The 15,327-nt window shown below is 70.5% G+C and carries 13 protein-coding genes; 5 read left to right on the forward strand and 8 right to left on the reverse strand.

The genetic code is table 11. From position 1 onward, the window contains the following. The first annotated feature begins 49 nt into the window (after window positions 1-49). The 3 genes from ABZS69_RS58515 to ABZS69_RS58525 are packed head-to-tail and all read left to right on the forward strand — an operon-like array spanning window position 50 to window position 3,329. A complete protein-coding gene (locus tag ABZS69_RS58515; protein ID WP_355390862.1) occupies window positions 50-1,297 on the forward strand; it encodes a CocE/NonD family hydrolase in 1,248 nt (415 codons plus the stop codon). Next, window positions 1,294-2,052, forward strand: a complete 759-nt coding sequence (locus ABZS69_RS58520; protein WP_355390865.1) for a hypothetical protein — start codon at window positions 1,294-1,296, stop codon at window positions 2,050-2,052. The genes ABZS69_RS58515 and ABZS69_RS58520 overlap by 4 nt, the downstream gene beginning before the upstream one ends. Then, complete coding sequence (locus tag ABZS69_RS58525) at window positions 2,049-3,329, forward strand: glycosyltransferase (protein WP_355390868.1); 1,281 nt, start codon at window positions 2,049-2,051, stop codon at window positions 3,327-3,329. The genes ABZS69_RS58520 and ABZS69_RS58525 overlap by 4 nt, the downstream gene beginning before the upstream one ends. A 316-nt stretch (window positions 3,330-3,645) precedes the next feature. Here ABZS69_RS58525 and ABZS69_RS58530 read toward each other — a convergent pair whose 3' ends face one another. From ABZS69_RS58530 to ABZS69_RS58545, 4 genes are all read right to left on the reverse strand, one after another. After that, window positions 3,646-4,929: an ArsB/NhaD family transporter gene (locus ABZS69_RS58530; protein ID WP_355390871.1), complete on the reverse strand. Its 1,284-nt coding sequence runs from the start codon at window positions 4,927-4,929 to the stop codon at window positions 3,646-3,648. Beyond that, window positions 4,926-5,372, reverse strand: a complete 447-nt coding sequence (locus ABZS69_RS58535; RefSeq protein ID WP_355390874.1) for a CBS domain-containing protein — start codon at window positions 5,370-5,372, stop codon at window positions 4,926-4,928. Before ABZS69_RS58535 ends, ABZS69_RS58530 begins: the two co-directional genes overlap by 4 nt. A gap of 315 nt (window positions 5,373-5,687) precedes the next feature. Continuing rightward, entirely contained in the window at window positions 5,688-6,914 is a 1,227-nt protein-coding gene (locus ABZS69_RS58540; protein ID WP_355390877.1) for a glycosyltransferase, read from the reverse strand. Next, window positions 6,911-7,363: a MarR family transcriptional regulator gene (locus tag ABZS69_RS58545; protein WP_355390880.1), complete on the reverse strand. Its 453-nt coding sequence runs from the start codon at window positions 7,361-7,363 to the stop codon at window positions 6,911-6,913. Before ABZS69_RS58545 ends, ABZS69_RS58540 begins: the two co-directional genes overlap by 4 nt. Before the next feature lie 231 nt (window positions 7,364-7,594). Between ABZS69_RS58545 and nhaA the strand changes: the two genes are divergently transcribed. Beyond that, window positions 7,595-8,890 carry a Na+/H+ antiporter NhaA gene (gene nhaA / locus ABZS69_RS58550; RefSeq protein WP_355390883.1) on the forward strand — a complete coding sequence of 432 codons (1,296 nt, stop codon included), beginning with the start codon at window positions 7,595-7,597 and terminating at the stop codon, window positions 8,888-8,890. 37 nt (window positions 8,891-8,927) lie between these two features. On the opposite strand, the gene ABZS69_RS58555 is transcribed toward nhaA, so the two are convergent. From ABZS69_RS58555 to ABZS69_RS58570, 4 genes are all read right to left on the reverse strand, one after another. Next, a complete protein-coding gene (locus tag ABZS69_RS58555) occupies window positions 8,928-9,548 on the reverse strand; it encodes a TetR/AcrR family transcriptional regulator (RefSeq protein ID WP_355390886.1) in 621 nt (206 codons plus the stop codon). Continuing rightward, window positions 9,545-11,008: an FAD-dependent oxidoreductase gene (locus ABZS69_RS58560; RefSeq protein WP_355390889.1), complete on the reverse strand. Its 1,464-nt coding sequence runs from the start codon at window positions 11,006-11,008 to the stop codon at window positions 9,545-9,547. The genes ABZS69_RS58555 and ABZS69_RS58560 overlap by 4 nt, the downstream gene beginning before the upstream one ends. A 490-nt stretch (window positions 11,009-11,498) precedes the next feature. After that, window positions 11,499-12,908: a glycoside hydrolase family 43 protein gene (locus ABZS69_RS58565; RefSeq protein ID WP_355390892.1), complete on the reverse strand. Its 1,410-nt coding sequence runs from the start codon at window positions 12,906-12,908 to the stop codon at window positions 11,499-11,501. Between the two features lie 172 nt (window positions 12,909-13,080). After that, window positions 13,081-13,227 carry an AbfB domain-containing protein gene (locus ABZS69_RS58570; protein ID WP_355390948.1) on the reverse strand — a complete coding sequence of 49 codons (147 nt, stop codon included), beginning with the start codon at window positions 13,225-13,227 and terminating at the stop codon, window positions 13,081-13,083. A gap of 771 nt (window positions 13,228-13,998) precedes the next feature. On the opposite strand from ABZS69_RS58570, the gene ABZS69_RS58575 reads away from it, so the two are divergent. Beyond that, window positions 13,999-15,309, forward strand: coding sequence for a glycoside hydrolase family 30 beta sandwich domain-containing protein (locus ABZS69_RS58575; RefSeq protein ID WP_355390895.1), 1,311 nt, complete (start codon window positions 13,999-14,001; stop codon window positions 15,307-15,309). Window positions 15,310-15,327: the final 18 nt, after the last annotated feature.

Here is a 15,327-nt window from a genome sequence, read left to right on the forward strand (position 1 = left end):
CGGGAAGCCTGGTCGGCGAGCAACACAACCGACCCCGGAAGGTGCCCCGATGAGCTTCCTCAGCCGCCTCTTGGACGTCCGCCCCGAGCATCGGCATCCGGTACGGGTGCGGCGCGACCTGGTGATCCCGGCCGCTGACGGCGTGCGCCTGCTGGCCGACCGCCACTTCCCCGCCGATGTCGAGCGGCCGCCGCTGGTCCTGCTACGCAGCCCGTACGGCCGCGGCAACGCCCTGGACCAGCTACCGGCACTGCTGGCCGAACGCGGCTACCAGGTGCTCTACCAGAGCCTGCGCGGCACCGCCGGATCGGGCGGCGACTTCGACGGCTTCACCATCGATCCCGCCGACGCCGACGGCACGCTCACCTGGCTCCGCCGGCAGCCGTGGTTCGGCGATCGGCTGGCCACCTGGGGAGCCAGCTACCTCGGGTACGCGCAGTGGGAGCTGGCCGCCCGCGAGATTCCCGAGTGGAAGATCGCCGTCATCCAGGACGCCCCGGCCGAGTTCGCGCACCGCTTCATGTACCCGGGCGGGGCTTTCGCGCTGGGCAACGCCCTGGGCTGGGTCCAGATCGTGGACCGGATGTTCACCGGCGGCTACTCCACCATCCGCCAACTGCCGGCCATGGCCGGCGCCGCCCGCAAGCTGAGGCGGGCCACGCTGACGCTCCCACTGGACGAGGCCGACCTGACGCTGATCGGACACCGCGTCCCCTGGCACCTGCACCTCGGCGGACGGCTGAGCCTCGAACCACCCGGTGACGACTCACAGCCCAGCCGCTACCGCTACGACCCCGGCGACCCCACACCCACGGTCGGCGGCACCGCGGTCGGCCTGTCCGCCGGCCGTAAGGACAACCGCCGCATCGAGGCCAGACCGGACGTCCTCACCTTCACCTCCGACCCGCTGCCGCGCGACACCGACGTCATCGGCCCGGTCAGGGTCCGCCTCCACGCCCGCTCGTCCATCCCGTACGTCGACTATTTCGCCCGTTTGTGTGACGTGTCGCCCCGTGGCCGGTCGACCAACCTGTGCGACGGCATCGTCCGCCTCGGCGAGCCCGGCGACGTCCGGACCGCTGACATCGAGCTGTGGCCGCTGGCACACCGCTTCGTGCGGGGCCATCGAATCCGGTTGCAGGTCGCCGGCGGCGCCCATCCGCGCTTCGGCCGCAACCCCGGCACCGGCGAAGCCCCGGTAGCGGCACGCGAGCTGCGCCCGTCCAGCCACGAGATCTTCCACGACCCGGACCGCTCCTCGGCGATCTGGCTTCCCGTCTTTTCAGGAGCGTCATGAAACTGCTGGTTCTCGGCGGAACCCACCACGTCGGCCGCGCGGTCGTGGAAACCGCGCTCGAACGTGGCGACGAGGTGACCACGCTGAATCGCGGCCTGAGCCGCGTGCCCGCACCCGGCGTCCGCGGCCTGGCCGCCGACCGCCGGGACGCCGAAGCGGTCCGGGCGGCGCTCGGCCGCCAGGAGTGGGAGGCCGTCATCGACACCTGGGCATGGGCGCCGCGCGTGGTCCGCGACAGCGCCCGCCTGCTGGCCGGCCGGACAGGACATTACGGGTACGTCTCCAGCAGGGGCGTCTACCGCTGGCCCTGGCCACCTCGCGCCGACGAGCACGCCCCGCTCGTGGACGGCGACCCGGCGAGCGAGGTCGACGCCGACTACGCGGCCGCCAAACGCGGCGGCGAACTGGCCGTACAGGAGGCGTTCGGTGAGCGCGGCCTCCTGGCCAGGGCCGGCATGATCCTCGGCCCGTACGAGGACGTCGGCCGCATCCCGTGGTGGCTGCGCCGCCTGGAAAAGGGCGGCCGGGTGCTCGCCCCGGCCCCCACCGGCATCCACGACGCCGACGTCGGCGCCGCCCTGGCCGCCGGACTGACCTGCCGCTCACTTCGCGACACGATGGCCGACACCTGGGCCTGGCTGCGGGCCGAAGGCGACCCGCCGCCGCGGCCCGACGCGCCCGCCCCCGACACCTGGTTCGACCCGGCCGCCGAGCGGGATGTGCTCGCCCGCCTCACCCAGAGTGGTGGCCGGTGAAGGTTCTCATCCTCACCCACGGCACTCGCGGTGACGTGCAGCCTTATGTGGCGCTCGCGTACGCGCTGCGCCGGGCCGGGCACGAGGCGGTGCTGGGCGCCCCGGCGGCCATGGCCTCGCTGGCCGAGCCGTTCGGGCTGCCGTTCGTGGCGCTGGACGACGGCCCGAACAGGCTCATCGACGACCCGGAGATCCGCGAGGCCGTCGAGACCAACTATCGGGGGCTGCGCGGCAAGAAGGTCGCACTGGCCGTGATGCGGCGTACCAGACCGCTGATGGCCCGGGTGCTGGCCGACATGGCCGCCGCGGCCGAAACCGGGGCGGACGTGGTGGTGCACGCGCCGGGCATCACCGCCCACCACATCGCCGAGCGGTTGGGCGTGCCCGCCGTACCGGCCGCGCTTCAGCCGGTGTGGGTGCCGACCGGCACGTTCCCCAACCCGATGATGGCGGGCGTCAAGGTGCCGAACGCCCTGAACCGGGCGTCGTACCTGCCGACCAGGGTGCTGCTGCGGCGCGCCTCCGCCGCCGTCGCCGACCAGCTGCGGCGCGACACCCTGCACCTGCCCAGGCGGAAGGGGCGGCACGACGTCCTGCGCGCCCCGGGCGGAGGCCCGGTCACCGTGTTGCAGGGCTTCAGCAAGCTGGTGCTGCCCCCACGGCTGGACTATCCGTCGTGGGTGCACACCACGGGGTTCTGGTACCTGCCGGCTCCAGCCGACTGGACACCCACCACCGAGTTGACGGCATTCCTGCGGGACGGGCCGCCGCCGGTCTACCTCGGGTTCGGCAGCATGGCGGGCGCCGACCCGCGGCGCGTCGGCCGGGTCGTGCGCGAGGCGATCAGGCTGGCCGGCGTGCGAGCGGTGCTGGTCTCCGGATGGGGCGGCATCCAGCTCGACGACCTGCCCGAAGATGTGCTGCTGCTGGACCAGGCGCCGCACGACTGGCTGTTCCCTCAGATGGCGGCGATCGTCCACCACGGCGGCAGCGGCACCACCGGTGCGGCCCTGGCCGCCGGGCGCCCTCAAGTGGTGTGCCCGTTCGTCGCCGACCAGCCGTTCTGGGCGGCCCGCATGCACGCGGCGGGTGTCGCGCCCCCGCCTCAGCCGCAGCGCCACCTGACCCCACAGGGGCTGGCCGCCGCCATCAAGGTGGCGGTCACCGACCGGGCGCTGGCCGAGCGCGCCGAGTCGCTGGGCCGGCGCATCGCGGCCGAGGACGGTGCCACCGCCGCGGTCACGATCCTTGAGCAGGTGGGGCCAGACGCGAGGTAGCACAGCATGCCGTCAGCGGCCGGCGGGCCGGGCTTCACGGCCGAGCACACTCGCCGCATGCTCCAGCTGTTCGTCGCCCCTGGCGAGGAACAGCCGGGATCGAAGTGGAGTGGATGACCCTGACGGCGGTCAGTTGCCGTACCGCCCTCGCCCCGCCGCCCCCGCCGGCCGAACTGCTGGCCGGCCGCGCCGACCGGCCCTGCGTGGCCGGGGTGGGAGAGCACGACCGGTTCCTTCCACCCCGGCGACTGGCACCTGCCCCGCGCCGGCCAGTCAGACGATGGCGAAAATGACGAAACTGCCGCCATGTCGGTGGTCAGAGGAGGTAGCGCAGCCACAGGTACGGCGCGACCAGGGTGACGGTGACGACCGTGACGATCAGGCCGTACTTGGTGAACTGCCAGAAGCTGATCGGGGTGCCGTTGCGGGCGGCGATGCCGAGCACGACGACGTTGGCCGCGGCCCCGACGGCGGTGGCGTTGCCGCCCAGATCGGCGCCGAAGGCAAGCGCCCACCACAACACGTCGTGTCCCCCGTTGGCCTGAACGAGTTGCTCGACGATGGGGCTCATCGTGGCGACATAGGGGATGTTGTCCACGATGGCCGACAGCACGGCCGAAGCTCCGAGCAACCCCATGGTGGTCAGCCCCAACTGTCCGCTGGTCGCCGCGACGGCGGCCTTGGACAGCTCGCCGATCACGCCGGTCTCCACCAGCGCGCCGACCATGACGAACAGGCCCGCGAAGAACACCAGCGTGGGCCACTCGACCTCGCCGATGGCCTGCTCGGTGCTCACCTTGGTCGCGGCCACCAGCACGCCCGCGCCCAGCAGCGCGACCACCGACGGCTCGTAGTGCAGCACCGGATGCAGCACGAACGCGGCCATCACCAACGCCAGCACGGCCAGCGACTGCCACAGCAACCGCCGGTCGGCGATCGCCTCCCGCTCGTTCAGCGCCATGACCGACGCGGCGCGCTCCGGGTCGTAACGCAACGATCGCCCGAACATCAGCCAGCACAACCCCACGAACACCGCCATCAACACGATCACCATCGGCGCCATGTGCACGAGGAAGTCGTTGAAACTCAGACCGCCACGGCTGGCGATGATGATGTTCGGCGGGTCACCGACCAGCGTGGCCGCGCCGCCGATGTTGGAGGCCAGCGCCTCGGCGATCAGGAACGGCGCCACCTTGACGGCGAGCCGTTCGCACACCAGGAATGTCACCGGAGCGATCAACAGCACGGTGGTCACGTTGTCCAGCAGCGCCGAGGCTGCCGCGGCGATCAGGACCAGCAGCACCATCAGCCGGAACGGCCGGCCCCGGGCCCGCTTGGCGGCCCAGATGGCCAGGTACTCGAAAACGCCGGTCTGCTTCAGCACCCCGACGATGACCATCATCCCGAGTAGCAGGAAGATGACGTTCCAATCGATCCCGGCGTGCCGGGAGAAGAACGCCGCCTCGCCATTGGTGGCGTGGATGGCCAGCATGATCCCCGCCCCGCCGAGCGCGGCCGCGACCCGGTGGATCCTCTCGGTGGCGATCAGCGCGTAGACGGCCAGGAAGACCGCCACGCTCACCCATGAGAGCACGCTCATGCTTCGAGCACCCGGTCCAGCAGCGCCTGCAGCGTCACCGCCCCGGCCAGCCGCCGGTCGTCGTCGACGACGGCGACCAGCGGGCTGTGGGTGCGGGCCATCAGCGCCGCCACTTCCAGCACGGTCGCCTCGGGGTCCGTGACGGGCAGCTCGCGCGGCTGCCGGGGCAGGGCCTCGCGCACGCTGCGGCCGTCCAGTGCCTTGAGGAAGGCGTCGGCGTGTGCCTCGTCCACGACCCGGGCCAGCGCCGGGTCGTCCTGGCAATAGCCGGGCACGGCCAGGCGCAACACCTGCGTGCCGGGCAGGATCGTGAACGGCGAGCCGTCGTCGTCGACCACGATCAGGCCGGGCAGGTCCTGTTCGGCCAGTATCCGAGCGGCGTCGACGACGGGGGTGTCGAGAGCGACGGTGGGGAAGTCGGCAAGGAGATCTCGGGCGCGCACCGGCACATCCTTCACTCAACGGGACAGAACGTGCCGACCAGACTTCCCGGCTCACCTGTAGACAACGTATCAAGACCTGTCAAGATCGTCGAGATCGGGATCGGCGGCTGACGGCCTGCCTCGCGGTGATGTCGCGTCGAGGCAGGACGAGGCCCCGTGCATGATGGGCTGCGCCCACAACCCGCCGGAGACCACACGCGGCTGCGGAGACTACCGGGGCCAGCCCTGCGAGTACGGGAGGAAGGGGTGGGTGGCTCTGGCCCGGTCATCGGCGCGGATCCGGCGTCCCCCTGGGCGTCGGGGGGGGAGCAGGCGTCAGCGGTCTTGCGCGGAGCAGGTCTGTGCGGCGATGCGGGTGATGGCAGTGGTGACGCCGTCCTCGCCGGCGACGTCTCCGGCCAGTGCGCGGGCCGCGGGTGCCAGTTCGGTGGCGGTGGTGATGGCGGTGGCCAGCCGGGTGGCGGTGAGACGGCCACGCAGCGGGGCCGGGGCGACGCCGAGGTGGTGCAGGCGGCCGGCCCAGAACGGCTGATCGCCGAGGAATGGGCGGACGACCTGGGGCATTCCTGCGCGCAGGGCCGCCGCGGCCGTGCCGATGCCGCCGTGGTGGACGGCAACGGCGACGCGGGGCAGCAGCCAGTCGTGCGGGGCCTCCTCCATCACCAGGACGTCGTCCGCGACCGCGCCTGGCCGCAGCGCGCCCCATCCGGTGGCCAGCACGGCTCGGCGCCCGGCCAGCCGGACCCCCTCCAGGACCGTGGCGGTCATCGAATCGGGGTCGCCGGTGGTCGAGCTGCCGAAGCCCACGTAGACGGGTGGTTCGCCCTGCTCCAGGAAACGGGCCAGCCGCTCGGGCGGGGTCCAGGTGTCGTCCAGAGGCATCGTCCAGAACCCGATGGGGCGGGCGGAGCCGGGCCAGTCGGCGGGCGCGGGCATCAGATGCGGGCTCCAGGCGTGCAGCACGCTGCCCGTCTTGATCAGGTCGGCCATCGGCCGGAAGCCGTCCTGCAGGCCGAGTGCCTCCGCCCGCCACGTGCGGATCGTCCCCCGGTAGGGGGCCTCGATCGCGGCGGCCACCCGCCAGCTCGCCCGGTTGAGCGGGCCTGGCGGCCGTACCGGGAAGATGGGGGAAGGGAAAGCGGACGTCGGTATGTACAGGGGGATCAGCAGCGCGGCCAGGGCGGGGACGCCGAGCTTCTCGGCGACGTAGGGCCCGCCGAGGGACTTGGGGTGGTACACGACGACGTCGGCCGATCGCGCCGCGAGCGCCGCCTGGTCGTCGAGGAGGCGGCGGAGTATCGGCCGGACTGATCGCGCGGCGGTGATGGCCGCGCGCACGCCCTGCCCCTTGACGGAGTCCTGCAGCGCGAACATCTCGTCGTTGAGCGGCGCGAACTCCACCCCGTGCCGGGTCGCGAGCGGCTCGAACCGGCGGGGCGCGGCCAAGACCGGCCGGTGCCCGGCGGCCAGCAGTCCGCGGGCCAGCGCCAGGAAGGGCTGGACGTCTCCGCGGCTGCCCACGGTGATCAGTAACGGTCTCATCGGTCGTCCTTCAGCTCGTCCCACTCGTCCAGCAGGCGGGGGAAACGGTCCATCATGAACGCGTACATGTCGCGCATGAGCTCCAGCCGCCGCCTGCGTGCCGGGTCGTCTCCGACTGCCCGCAGGCCCTGCTCGGCCAGTGCGCGGAACCGTTCGAACTCGGCCAGTTTGGCCCGGAAGGCGCGCGCGAAGACGTCCTCGGCCAGCCGGTAGCGGTCGCGGCGCTCGCCCCGCCTCCGGAACCGCTCGACCAGGCCCGCCTGCTCCAGTTGCCGTAGCGCGACACTCATGCTGCTCTTGGCCACGGCGAGGGCTTCGGCCAACTCGGGCGCGTCGACGCTGTCGGCCTCGGCGGCGAGCAGCCAGCCCATGACCCGGCCCGCGGTACGGCTCAAGCCAAGTCGCTCATAGAAGAGCCCGGCGTCCTCCACGAACTCATCAACACTCACCAGCCGAACGTATCAGATTGTTCGGATCGATCCGAACAATCTGATGCTTCGCCGGCTCGGTCTTTCTCGGGCACGCCGCTCTGGGCTTCGCGGGCTGGGTGGTGGGGGTGACCCTGCGTGGAATCAAATCCGTTATGTGGGTCTTTACGTGTCCTGATACGTTATTGACAGGTGTGCCGGGAAGTCTGGTCGGCGAGTGAGCGACCCATCCCTCCCATAGAGCGGAGTTCCATGCCCGGCACCACCACAACGCGCACTCCCCGCCTGTTCAACCGGAGCTCGTGGCCCGAGGCGCGGCGCATCACCGACATCCTGCGCAAGGAAACCATCGGCGGGGCGCTGCTGCTCGCCGCCGCGCTCACCGCGCTGATCTGGGCCAACTCGCCGTGGGCGCAGACGTACCAGGACCTGCTCACGGTCGAGGCCGGCCCTGCCGCGCTGCACCTGAACCTCGACCTGGCCACCTGGGCCGCGGACGGGCTGCTGGCCGTCTTCTTTTTCGTGGCCGGTCTGGAGCTGAAACGGGAGTTCGTCGCCGGCGATCTGCGTGACCTGCGCCGGGCCGTGGTGCCGGTGGCCGCGGCGGTCGGCGGCGTGGTGGTGCCCGCGCTGGTGTATCTGGCGGTCGCCGGCGAAGCGGGGGCCATGGGGTGGGCGATCCCGACGGCCACCGACATCGCCTTCGCGCTGGCGGTGCTCGCGGTGATCGGCCGCTCCCTGCCGGACGCGCTGCGCACGTTCCTGCTGACCCTGGCGGTGGTGGACGACCTGATCGCCATCATCGTCATCGCCGCCTTCTACACCTCGCACCTGTCGGTGCTCCCGCTGCTGGCGGCCGTGGTGCCGCTGGCGGTCTTCGCCGTGCTGGTGCGGCGTGGAGTGCGTGCGTGGTGGCTGCTGCTGCCGCTGGCGTTCGTCTGCTGGACACTGGTGCACGCCTCGGGGGTGCACGCCACCGTGGCCGGGGTGCTGCTGGCTTTGACCGTCCCCGTACTGTCCCGGACACCGCCGGGTGGCACGGAGGGACCGGGCCTGGCCGAGCATTTCGAGCACCGGTTCCGCCCGCTGTCCGCCGGTGTGGCCGTGCCTGTTTTCGCCTTCTTCTCCGCTGGGGTCGGCCTTGGCGGGTTCGGCGGGCTGGTCGACGCGCTGAGCGACCCCGTGGCGATGGGGATCATGGCGGGACTGCTGGTAGGCAAGCCGGTCGGCATCCTGGCCGCGACCTGGCTGGTGGCCCGCTTCACCCGCGCGACCCTGGACGAAGGGCTGGCCTGGATCGACATGGTCGGGCTGGCCGTCCTGGCCGGCATCGGGTTCACCGTGTCGCTGCTGATCGGGGAGCTGGCGTTCGGCACGGGCGAGGCCGACGCACGGGTCAAGATCGCGGTCCTGGCCGGTTCCCTGGCCGCGGCCTTGCTGGCCACGGTGATCCTTCGGCTGCGTGCCCGCGTCTACCGGCGCATCCACCAGTCCGAGACCGCCGACTCCGACCACGACGGGATCCCCGACCTCTACCAGCAGTCCTAGTTCTCAGGCGTTTCCGGGCACCACGGTGACCGGGCTGTCATGGGTGCGTCTGCTGGGCGGGGGGATACAGCCCGGCCTGGCGGTAGACGGCGGTGAGGTAGCGCAGCATCTCGGCCTCGTCCGGAGGGTCGGGTTGCAGCACGCGGTAGGTCACCGCGCCGGCCATCATGTCGATCAGCACGTCCAGGTCGGCGTCGGGTGCCACTGTGCCGTCCCGCTGGGCGCGCCGGAGCATCACCGCGGCCAGCTCGCGGCGGGGCAGGATGTAGTGCCTCCAGTAGACCGCCATCAGCTCCGGATGGCTCACGGCGCAGCCCATGATGCGGGCGACCAGCGCGCGAAAGTCAGGGCTCGCGGCCATCGCGGCCGCCGTGGGAAGGACGTGCTCGACGATGGCCTGCGGTGGCAGGGCGTAGACGTCGGCGGCCGACGGTGTCGCCTCGTCGCTGACCCACTGCTCGATGGCTTGGGCGATCAAATCTTCCTTGCTGCTCCAGCGGCGGTAGACGGTCAGCTTGCCCACCCCGGCGCGCTTGGCGACCTGTTCGATGCTGGTGCCCTCGACGCCGCGCTCGACGAACAGCTCCAGCGCGGCGTTGAGGATCGCGGTGTCGGTCTCGGGGTCGCGGGGGCGCCCGCGGCCTCGGGTGGCGGTCATGCGAGGGCTCCGTCCAGCCAGCGGGCGAACTCGGCGGGGCCGCCCTTGCAGGCCAGGTGGGCGTCCGGGCGCACCAGCATAGCGGGCCCCTCGGCGTGACCGGCCGCGCGCAGGCGCACCACCTGGTCACCGAGCCGCTGCCGGGCTGCCTCGAACGCGGCCTGATCGCCGAGCACGGCCCACTTCCCGCGCAGTTCGGCGTGCAACCGGGTGGGGCTGCCGTCGGGGCGTTCGCAGGACAGGTCGCCGATTCGGTCGCCGGGACGGGGCTTGCGCCCGCGCCCCCCGAGCGGTCCGCGCCGGTAGCTCACCCAGAGCTGCGAGGTCGTGTACGTGGTCCAGCGCTGGATCCAGGACTGGTTGAACAGCCGCATCAGCACCTGGTCGCGCAGGAGGCGGCCGAACGGGCTGCCGGCGATGTTGACTTTGGTGGCGGCGGTGCTGCCGCGCAGGACCTGGGTGGCCAGCGGGCGGCGTTCGGCCTGGTAGGTGTCGAGCAGGCGCTCCGCGGCCAGACCCCGCACGACCAGGGCGAGCTTCCAGGCGAGGTTCTCGCTGTCACCGAGGCCGGTGAGCATGCCCTGCCCGCCGAACGGCGCGTGCACGTGAGCGGCGTCCCCGGCCAGCAGGACGCGCCCGTTCCGGTAGGCGTCGGCCAGCCGCCGGTGCACGCTGAACAGCGAGGCCCAGGTGACGTCGTGCAGGCGCAGGCCGGTCAGGCCGGTGCGTTCGGGCAGGATGAGCCGCATGCGTTCGGTGATCTGTTCCTCGCCGGGCTTGTCGCCCGTGAACGTGGCGTCGTAGGCGAGCAGCCGCCACTGATCGCCCGGCATGGGCATGGCGCCCAGCACGCCGTCGGGGTGCGCCCAGCCGCTGGTGCCCGACCGGTCCAGCCCGGGGTCGAGACGGCCGTCGACCAGCAGGAACCGCTCGCTGACCTTCACTCCGGGAAAGCGGAACCCCGCCAGCTTGCGCACCGTGCTGGCGCTCCCGTCGCAGCCCACCAGCCAGCCCGCCCGGATGGTACGGCCGTCGGCCAGCGTCGCGGTGACTCCGGCCGGGTCCTGCTGCAAGGAGGTCAGTCTCTTGTCCCATTCCGGCTGTCCGCCCAGCTCGGCAAGTCGCTTACGCAGCTGTGCCTCGACCCGGGCCTGGGAGATCACCATCGGTGGAGCCGCGGTGCCCAGCCCTGGATCGCCGAACCGGATCTTCATCATCGGACGGTCCCCGGCATAGGTGGTGATCGTCATCGCCCGCACCGACTCCTGCGGCAGATCGCCGAGGGCGTCCAGGCGGTTCAGCACCTCCGAGCCGCGGGCGTGCACGAAGTTCGCGCGTGACGTGGTGGCCGGCCCCTCGGCCTTGTCGATGACGCGTACGGAGACGCCGTGCTGCAGCAGTGCGCACGCCAGCGCCAGGCCGACCGGCCCGGCGCCGACCACCAGGACATCGGTGTCCATCGACGCCCTCCTTTTTATTAACGGAACGGTCTCGTAAATAAATTGTCCCGGAATCGGCCCGACATGTCCAGAGGTGACCAGTCCGGCAGCCGTCATCGTTGGTGGGTCAGGAGAGACGGACGGCGCCCGGCTCGCGGTGCGGCGGTGGTGTTCGGAAGCCTTGGCGTGGGCCGGCGTCCCACTCACGAACGCGACGGTGGACACCGGCACCGGGCGGGTGGCGCTCGTGCCGGCCGGACGCCGAGGGCCTCAGCGACCCGCACCGGCCTCGGCGGGGCAGCCCGGCCTGGCCACCGCACAAGCCTCGCCGGGCGGTGCCTCCCCCCGATACGGCCACCCACTGCGATCGCGGCCACGGCATGCACCTCGCCGCCGTCGACCGTCTCGCACCTCCACCCACGAAGGCGAGGACACGACGCCGCGAGGACGCGGCCGCCCACTGCGTGCAGACACACCGGGCGACCAGGCTGCCGTTCTTGGGTGACCGGCCTCAGTATTCGTAACGCGTGCCGTTCGTCAGCAGGTTTCCGCCGGCGCCGCTCGGTGTGAACTGCCACCAGTTGAGGTTGAGCAGGTAGCCGCTGCCGCCGGCGAAGCGGAGGTAGAGGTCACGGGTGCCGGTCGCGCCGGACACCGGGCAGGTGACCGAGGTCCAGTTCTGCCAGCCACCGGTGCCGGTGACGGTGCAGGTGCCCACGAGGGTGCCGGTGGCGCTGCCGAGCCGCAGCTCGATCCGCCCGCCGCTGGTGCCCGAGGCGACGCGGGCGGTGAAGGAGGAGGCTCCGTTGCCGAAGGCGACACCCTTGACCTTGATGTGGTCGCCGTTCTCGATGAAGCCCACGTTCATGCCGCCTTCGCCGGAGGCTTCGGTCTCGACCCCGGATGCCCAGGCGACGGTCTCGGCCTCCTGGCGGACGAACGGATTGAGCGTGCCGACCTGGGGCGGTCCGGCGGTGGTCATGTTGATGGTGGGAATGGTGCCGTCGGCGTTGTAGGTGAACTTCTCCACAGCCACTGACCTGGTGAAACCGCCTCCGCCGGGGAGGGCGCCGTTGTGGTAGAAGAAGTACGACCCGCCGTCGAAGTCGACGATCCCGGCGTGGTTGGTGAAGCTGCTTCCCTGCCGGGGCATGATGGTTCCCCGGTAGGTCCACGGTCCGGTGGCGCTGGGGGCCGTCGAGTAGGCGATGAACTCCGAGCAGCATTCGGCGGCGAACACGTTGTAGTACAGGCCGTTGCGCTTGAAGACCCAGGGGGCTTCCTCGTAGAGGGTCGGGCGGCCGGCGTTGCCGGTGCGAGTGCCGTAGCCCGCGGTGGTGAGGGGGATCTGGGTCGGGCTGCCGGAGTAGGAGATCATGTCGGTGTTCAGCCGGACGTACCAGAGCCGAGGGTTGCCCCAGTACAGGTAGGCCTGGCCGTTGTCGTCGATGAAGACGTTGGGGTCGATCTCGCCGTTGTTCACCAGCGGGCGTCCGATGGCGTCTCGGAAGGGCCCGGTCGGGCTGTCGGAGACCGCGACGCCGATGGCCATCGAACCGGTGGCGCGGTCGCGGACCGGCGCGTACCAGTAGAAGCGGCCGTTGCGGGGGGTGACGTGGCCGGCCCAGGCGTTGGCGTCGGCCCAGGCGAAGGTGGCCAGGCTCATGGGAGAGCCGTGGTCGGTCCAATTCGCCAGGTCCGAGGAGGAGTAGACGTGCCAGTCCCGCATGGTGAAGTACGTGGAGCCGTCCTCGTCGTGGCCGGTGTAGACGTAGACGCGGCCGTTGTGGACGAGCGGTGCGGGGTCGGCCGTGTAGATGCTCTGCACGATCGGGTTGTCGGCCCTGGCCGCCGACGGGAACAGCACGGTCGTAAGTAGCAGGCCCACGGTGTACAGGGCCATACGCAGGGCGGGTCTCACCTGTTGGCTCCCTCAGGCAGGTATGTGACGGGGATCTTCATGGGTCCTGGACATGGCGGGCACTCCCGTACGCCGCGTCCAGGACTCGGTCCACAGGGTGATCAGCAGGGGGAGTTGGTCTGCGTCACCCGCCTTGGATCGGAGACGGCGTGCGTTATCGATAACATTTTGTTCATGAGGTCACCCGGAAGGTCGCGTCCTGGCGGCCGGCGACGCTCGACGAGGAGCTGATCGGGTCGATGCGCAGGACATGGCCCTGGTGCCGTAGGTGGTGGGTCGGGAAGTTTGCAGCGGGGGATGCGGAGCCTCGGCCACGTATCTGTGAGCGTTAACATTCGGTCCCGTAGAGCTGTATGGCCTACTTCGGTGAGTGCGTTGACACGGAGTACATCCGAGGGTCCGACCTGGCGTCAACGAGGGGCGACCTTTGACGACCTGGGCGTTGTCATCGCAATGCCTTCCCGTCTGGAGTTTCGCCTCCCAGGAGATCGCGCCGCACTGCCCGTGCCAGTGAAAGTTTCATAGAAGTCACCGGCTGGCAGCCGGCTGATTTGCGACACGTGGGCAGTTAACTTGCGTCCCTTGGGGGAGTCGTGCCGGTGGGCCGCCTGCGTTCGTGCGCTTCGGCAGGGCTCGGCTGGACAGTTATAGCGCTCTGCGACGGCGGCGGCGGGCGGGCCATCGGCGTCCGTGCTGCGGCTCGTGAGCTGCGGCTACATAGTTTCAGATCCGACGTGCGCAGGTGTGAATCGCCTTCGACGACATGTCGGCGCCTCGCGGGCTCAACCGCCATCCATCGATCCCCGCGCGATCCGAGAGCGGATTTGATCTTGATTAAGTTTCTTCCCCGTGAACGGTTGACGGGCCGCAGTAAGGGTTTTACGTTCCTGCAGGAGATGTTAGCGCGAACAATAAGCGCTTCGAGATGGTCCCGCGCCCAGTTCTCCGGCATCAAGCCGTACACAGGAAATCGGCAACTCTGGACAGTCTTGCTGTGAGCGTAGGCCGAGGCAACGTCACCTCCCGTCCACGAGGACACCATCGGGGCCGAGAGGGCGCGGACTCGGCATCAACGCCATGAGGAGGAGACATGACGCAAGGTAGGAGTGAGCCCGTCGGCGGTGAGCGCCGATCGCTGAGCCGGAGAAGCGTCCTGGCGACGATGGGGGCCCTGCCGGTCCTCACGGCCACGACGCCTGCCGTGGGGGCCTCGCGCGCCGCGGCCGTGACGGCTGCCGCCGCTGCGGTCATTGACGCGTCGGCGCAGCGGCAGACGATACGGGGCTTCGGCGGCATGACCCACACGGCCTGGATCGGCGACCTGACGGCTGCTCAGCGGGACACGGCGTTCGGCACCGGCGAGGGCCGGCTGGGGTTCTCCGTGCTGAGGATGCCCGTCCCCGAGAACCAGTCGGACTGGGGCCGTGATCTGGCGACGGCCAGGCGCGCGACCGAGCTCGGGGCGGCCGTCATCGCGTCGCCGTGGAATCCCCCCGCCCGCATGGTCGAGACGTTCGTCCGTGGCAGCCAGACCGACGCGAGACGCCTCAGGTACGACATGTACGGCGCTTATGCCCAGCACCTGAACGACTTCACCGCCTACCTGCGGAACAACGGGGTGAACCTGTACGGCATATCAGTGCAGAACGAGCCCGATTACGCGCATGACTGGACGTGGTGGACTCCCGCTGAAATGGTGCGGTTCCTACGGGAGAACGCCGGCTCGATCGGCACCAGGGTCATCGCGCCCGAGTCCTTCCAGTACCTGAAGAACATGTCGGACCCGATCCTCAACGACTCCGCGGCGCTCGCCAACGTGGACATCATCGGGGCGCACCTCTACGGCACCTCGTTCGCGAACTTCCCCTATCCCCTCTTCAAGCAGAAGGGCGCGGGCAAAGAGCTCTGGATGACCGAGGTCTACTACCCCAACAGCTCCGATTCGGCGGACCTCTGGCCCCAGGCGCTCGACGTGGGGGAGCACATCCACCGCGCCATGGTGGACGCCGAGTTCCAGGCGTACATCTGGTGGTACATCCGGCGCGGCTACGGCCCCATGCGTGAAGACGGCCAGATCAGCAAGCGCGGCGCCAATATGGCGCACTTCGCCAGGTTCGTCCGGCCCGGATATGTGCGGATCGAGGCGACGGCGAATCCGGCGTCGAACGTCTACGTATCGGCGTACCGGGGTGGCTCCACGGTCGTCGTCGTCGCCGTCAACAAGGGGACCTCCGCGGTGAGCCAGCAGTTCACCCTGAGGAACGGCACCGCGTCCAGGGTCTCGTCCTGGCTGACCGACGCGAGCAGGAACGTCGCATCTCAGGGCACGACCGGCGTGTCGAACGGTTCCTTCACCGTCACGCTTCCCGCTCGAAGTGTGATGACCTTCGTGACCGCGTGACCCCGGCTGCTCCCACGG

Origin of the sequence: Nonomuraea sp. NPDC005650 (assembly GCF_040605375.1) — a bacterium.
Classification (GTDB): Bacteria; Actinomycetota; Actinomycetes; order Streptosporangiales; family Streptosporangiaceae; genus Nonomuraea.

Excerpts from the sequence above, each read along its gene's own strand:
- ABZS69_RS58515 (WP_355390862.1), top strand. The coding sequence starts at position 50 with ATGAGCTTCCTCAGCCGCCTCTTGGACGTCCGCCCCGAGCATCGGCAT.
- ABZS69_RS58540 (WP_355390877.1), bottom strand. The coding sequence starts at position 6,914 with ATGAGACCGTTACTGATCACCGTGGGCAGCCGCGGAGACGTCCAGCCC.
- ABZS69_RS58530 (WP_355390871.1), bottom strand. The coding sequence starts at position 4,929 with ATGAGCGTGCTCTCATGGGTGAGCGTGGCGGTCTTCCTGGCCGTCTAC.
- ABZS69_RS58520 (WP_355390865.1), top strand. The coding sequence starts at position 1,294 with ATGAAACTGCTGGTTCTCGGCGGAACCCACCACGTCGGCCGCGCGGTC.
- ABZS69_RS58555 (WP_355390886.1), bottom strand. The coding sequence starts at position 9,548 with ATGACCGCCACCCGAGGCCGCGGGCGCCCCCGCGACCCCGAGACCGAC.
- ABZS69_RS58575 (WP_355390895.1), top strand. The coding sequence starts at position 13,999 with ATGACGCAAGGTAGGAGTGAGCCCGTCGGCGGTGAGCGCCGATCGCTG.
- nhaA (WP_355390883.1), top strand. The coding sequence starts at position 7,595 with ATGCCCGGCACCACCACAACGCGCACTCCCCGCCTGTTCAACCGGAGC.
- ABZS69_RS58560 (WP_355390889.1), bottom strand. The coding sequence starts at position 11,008 with ATGGACACCGATGTCCTGGTGGTCGGCGCCGGGCCGGTCGGCCTGGCG.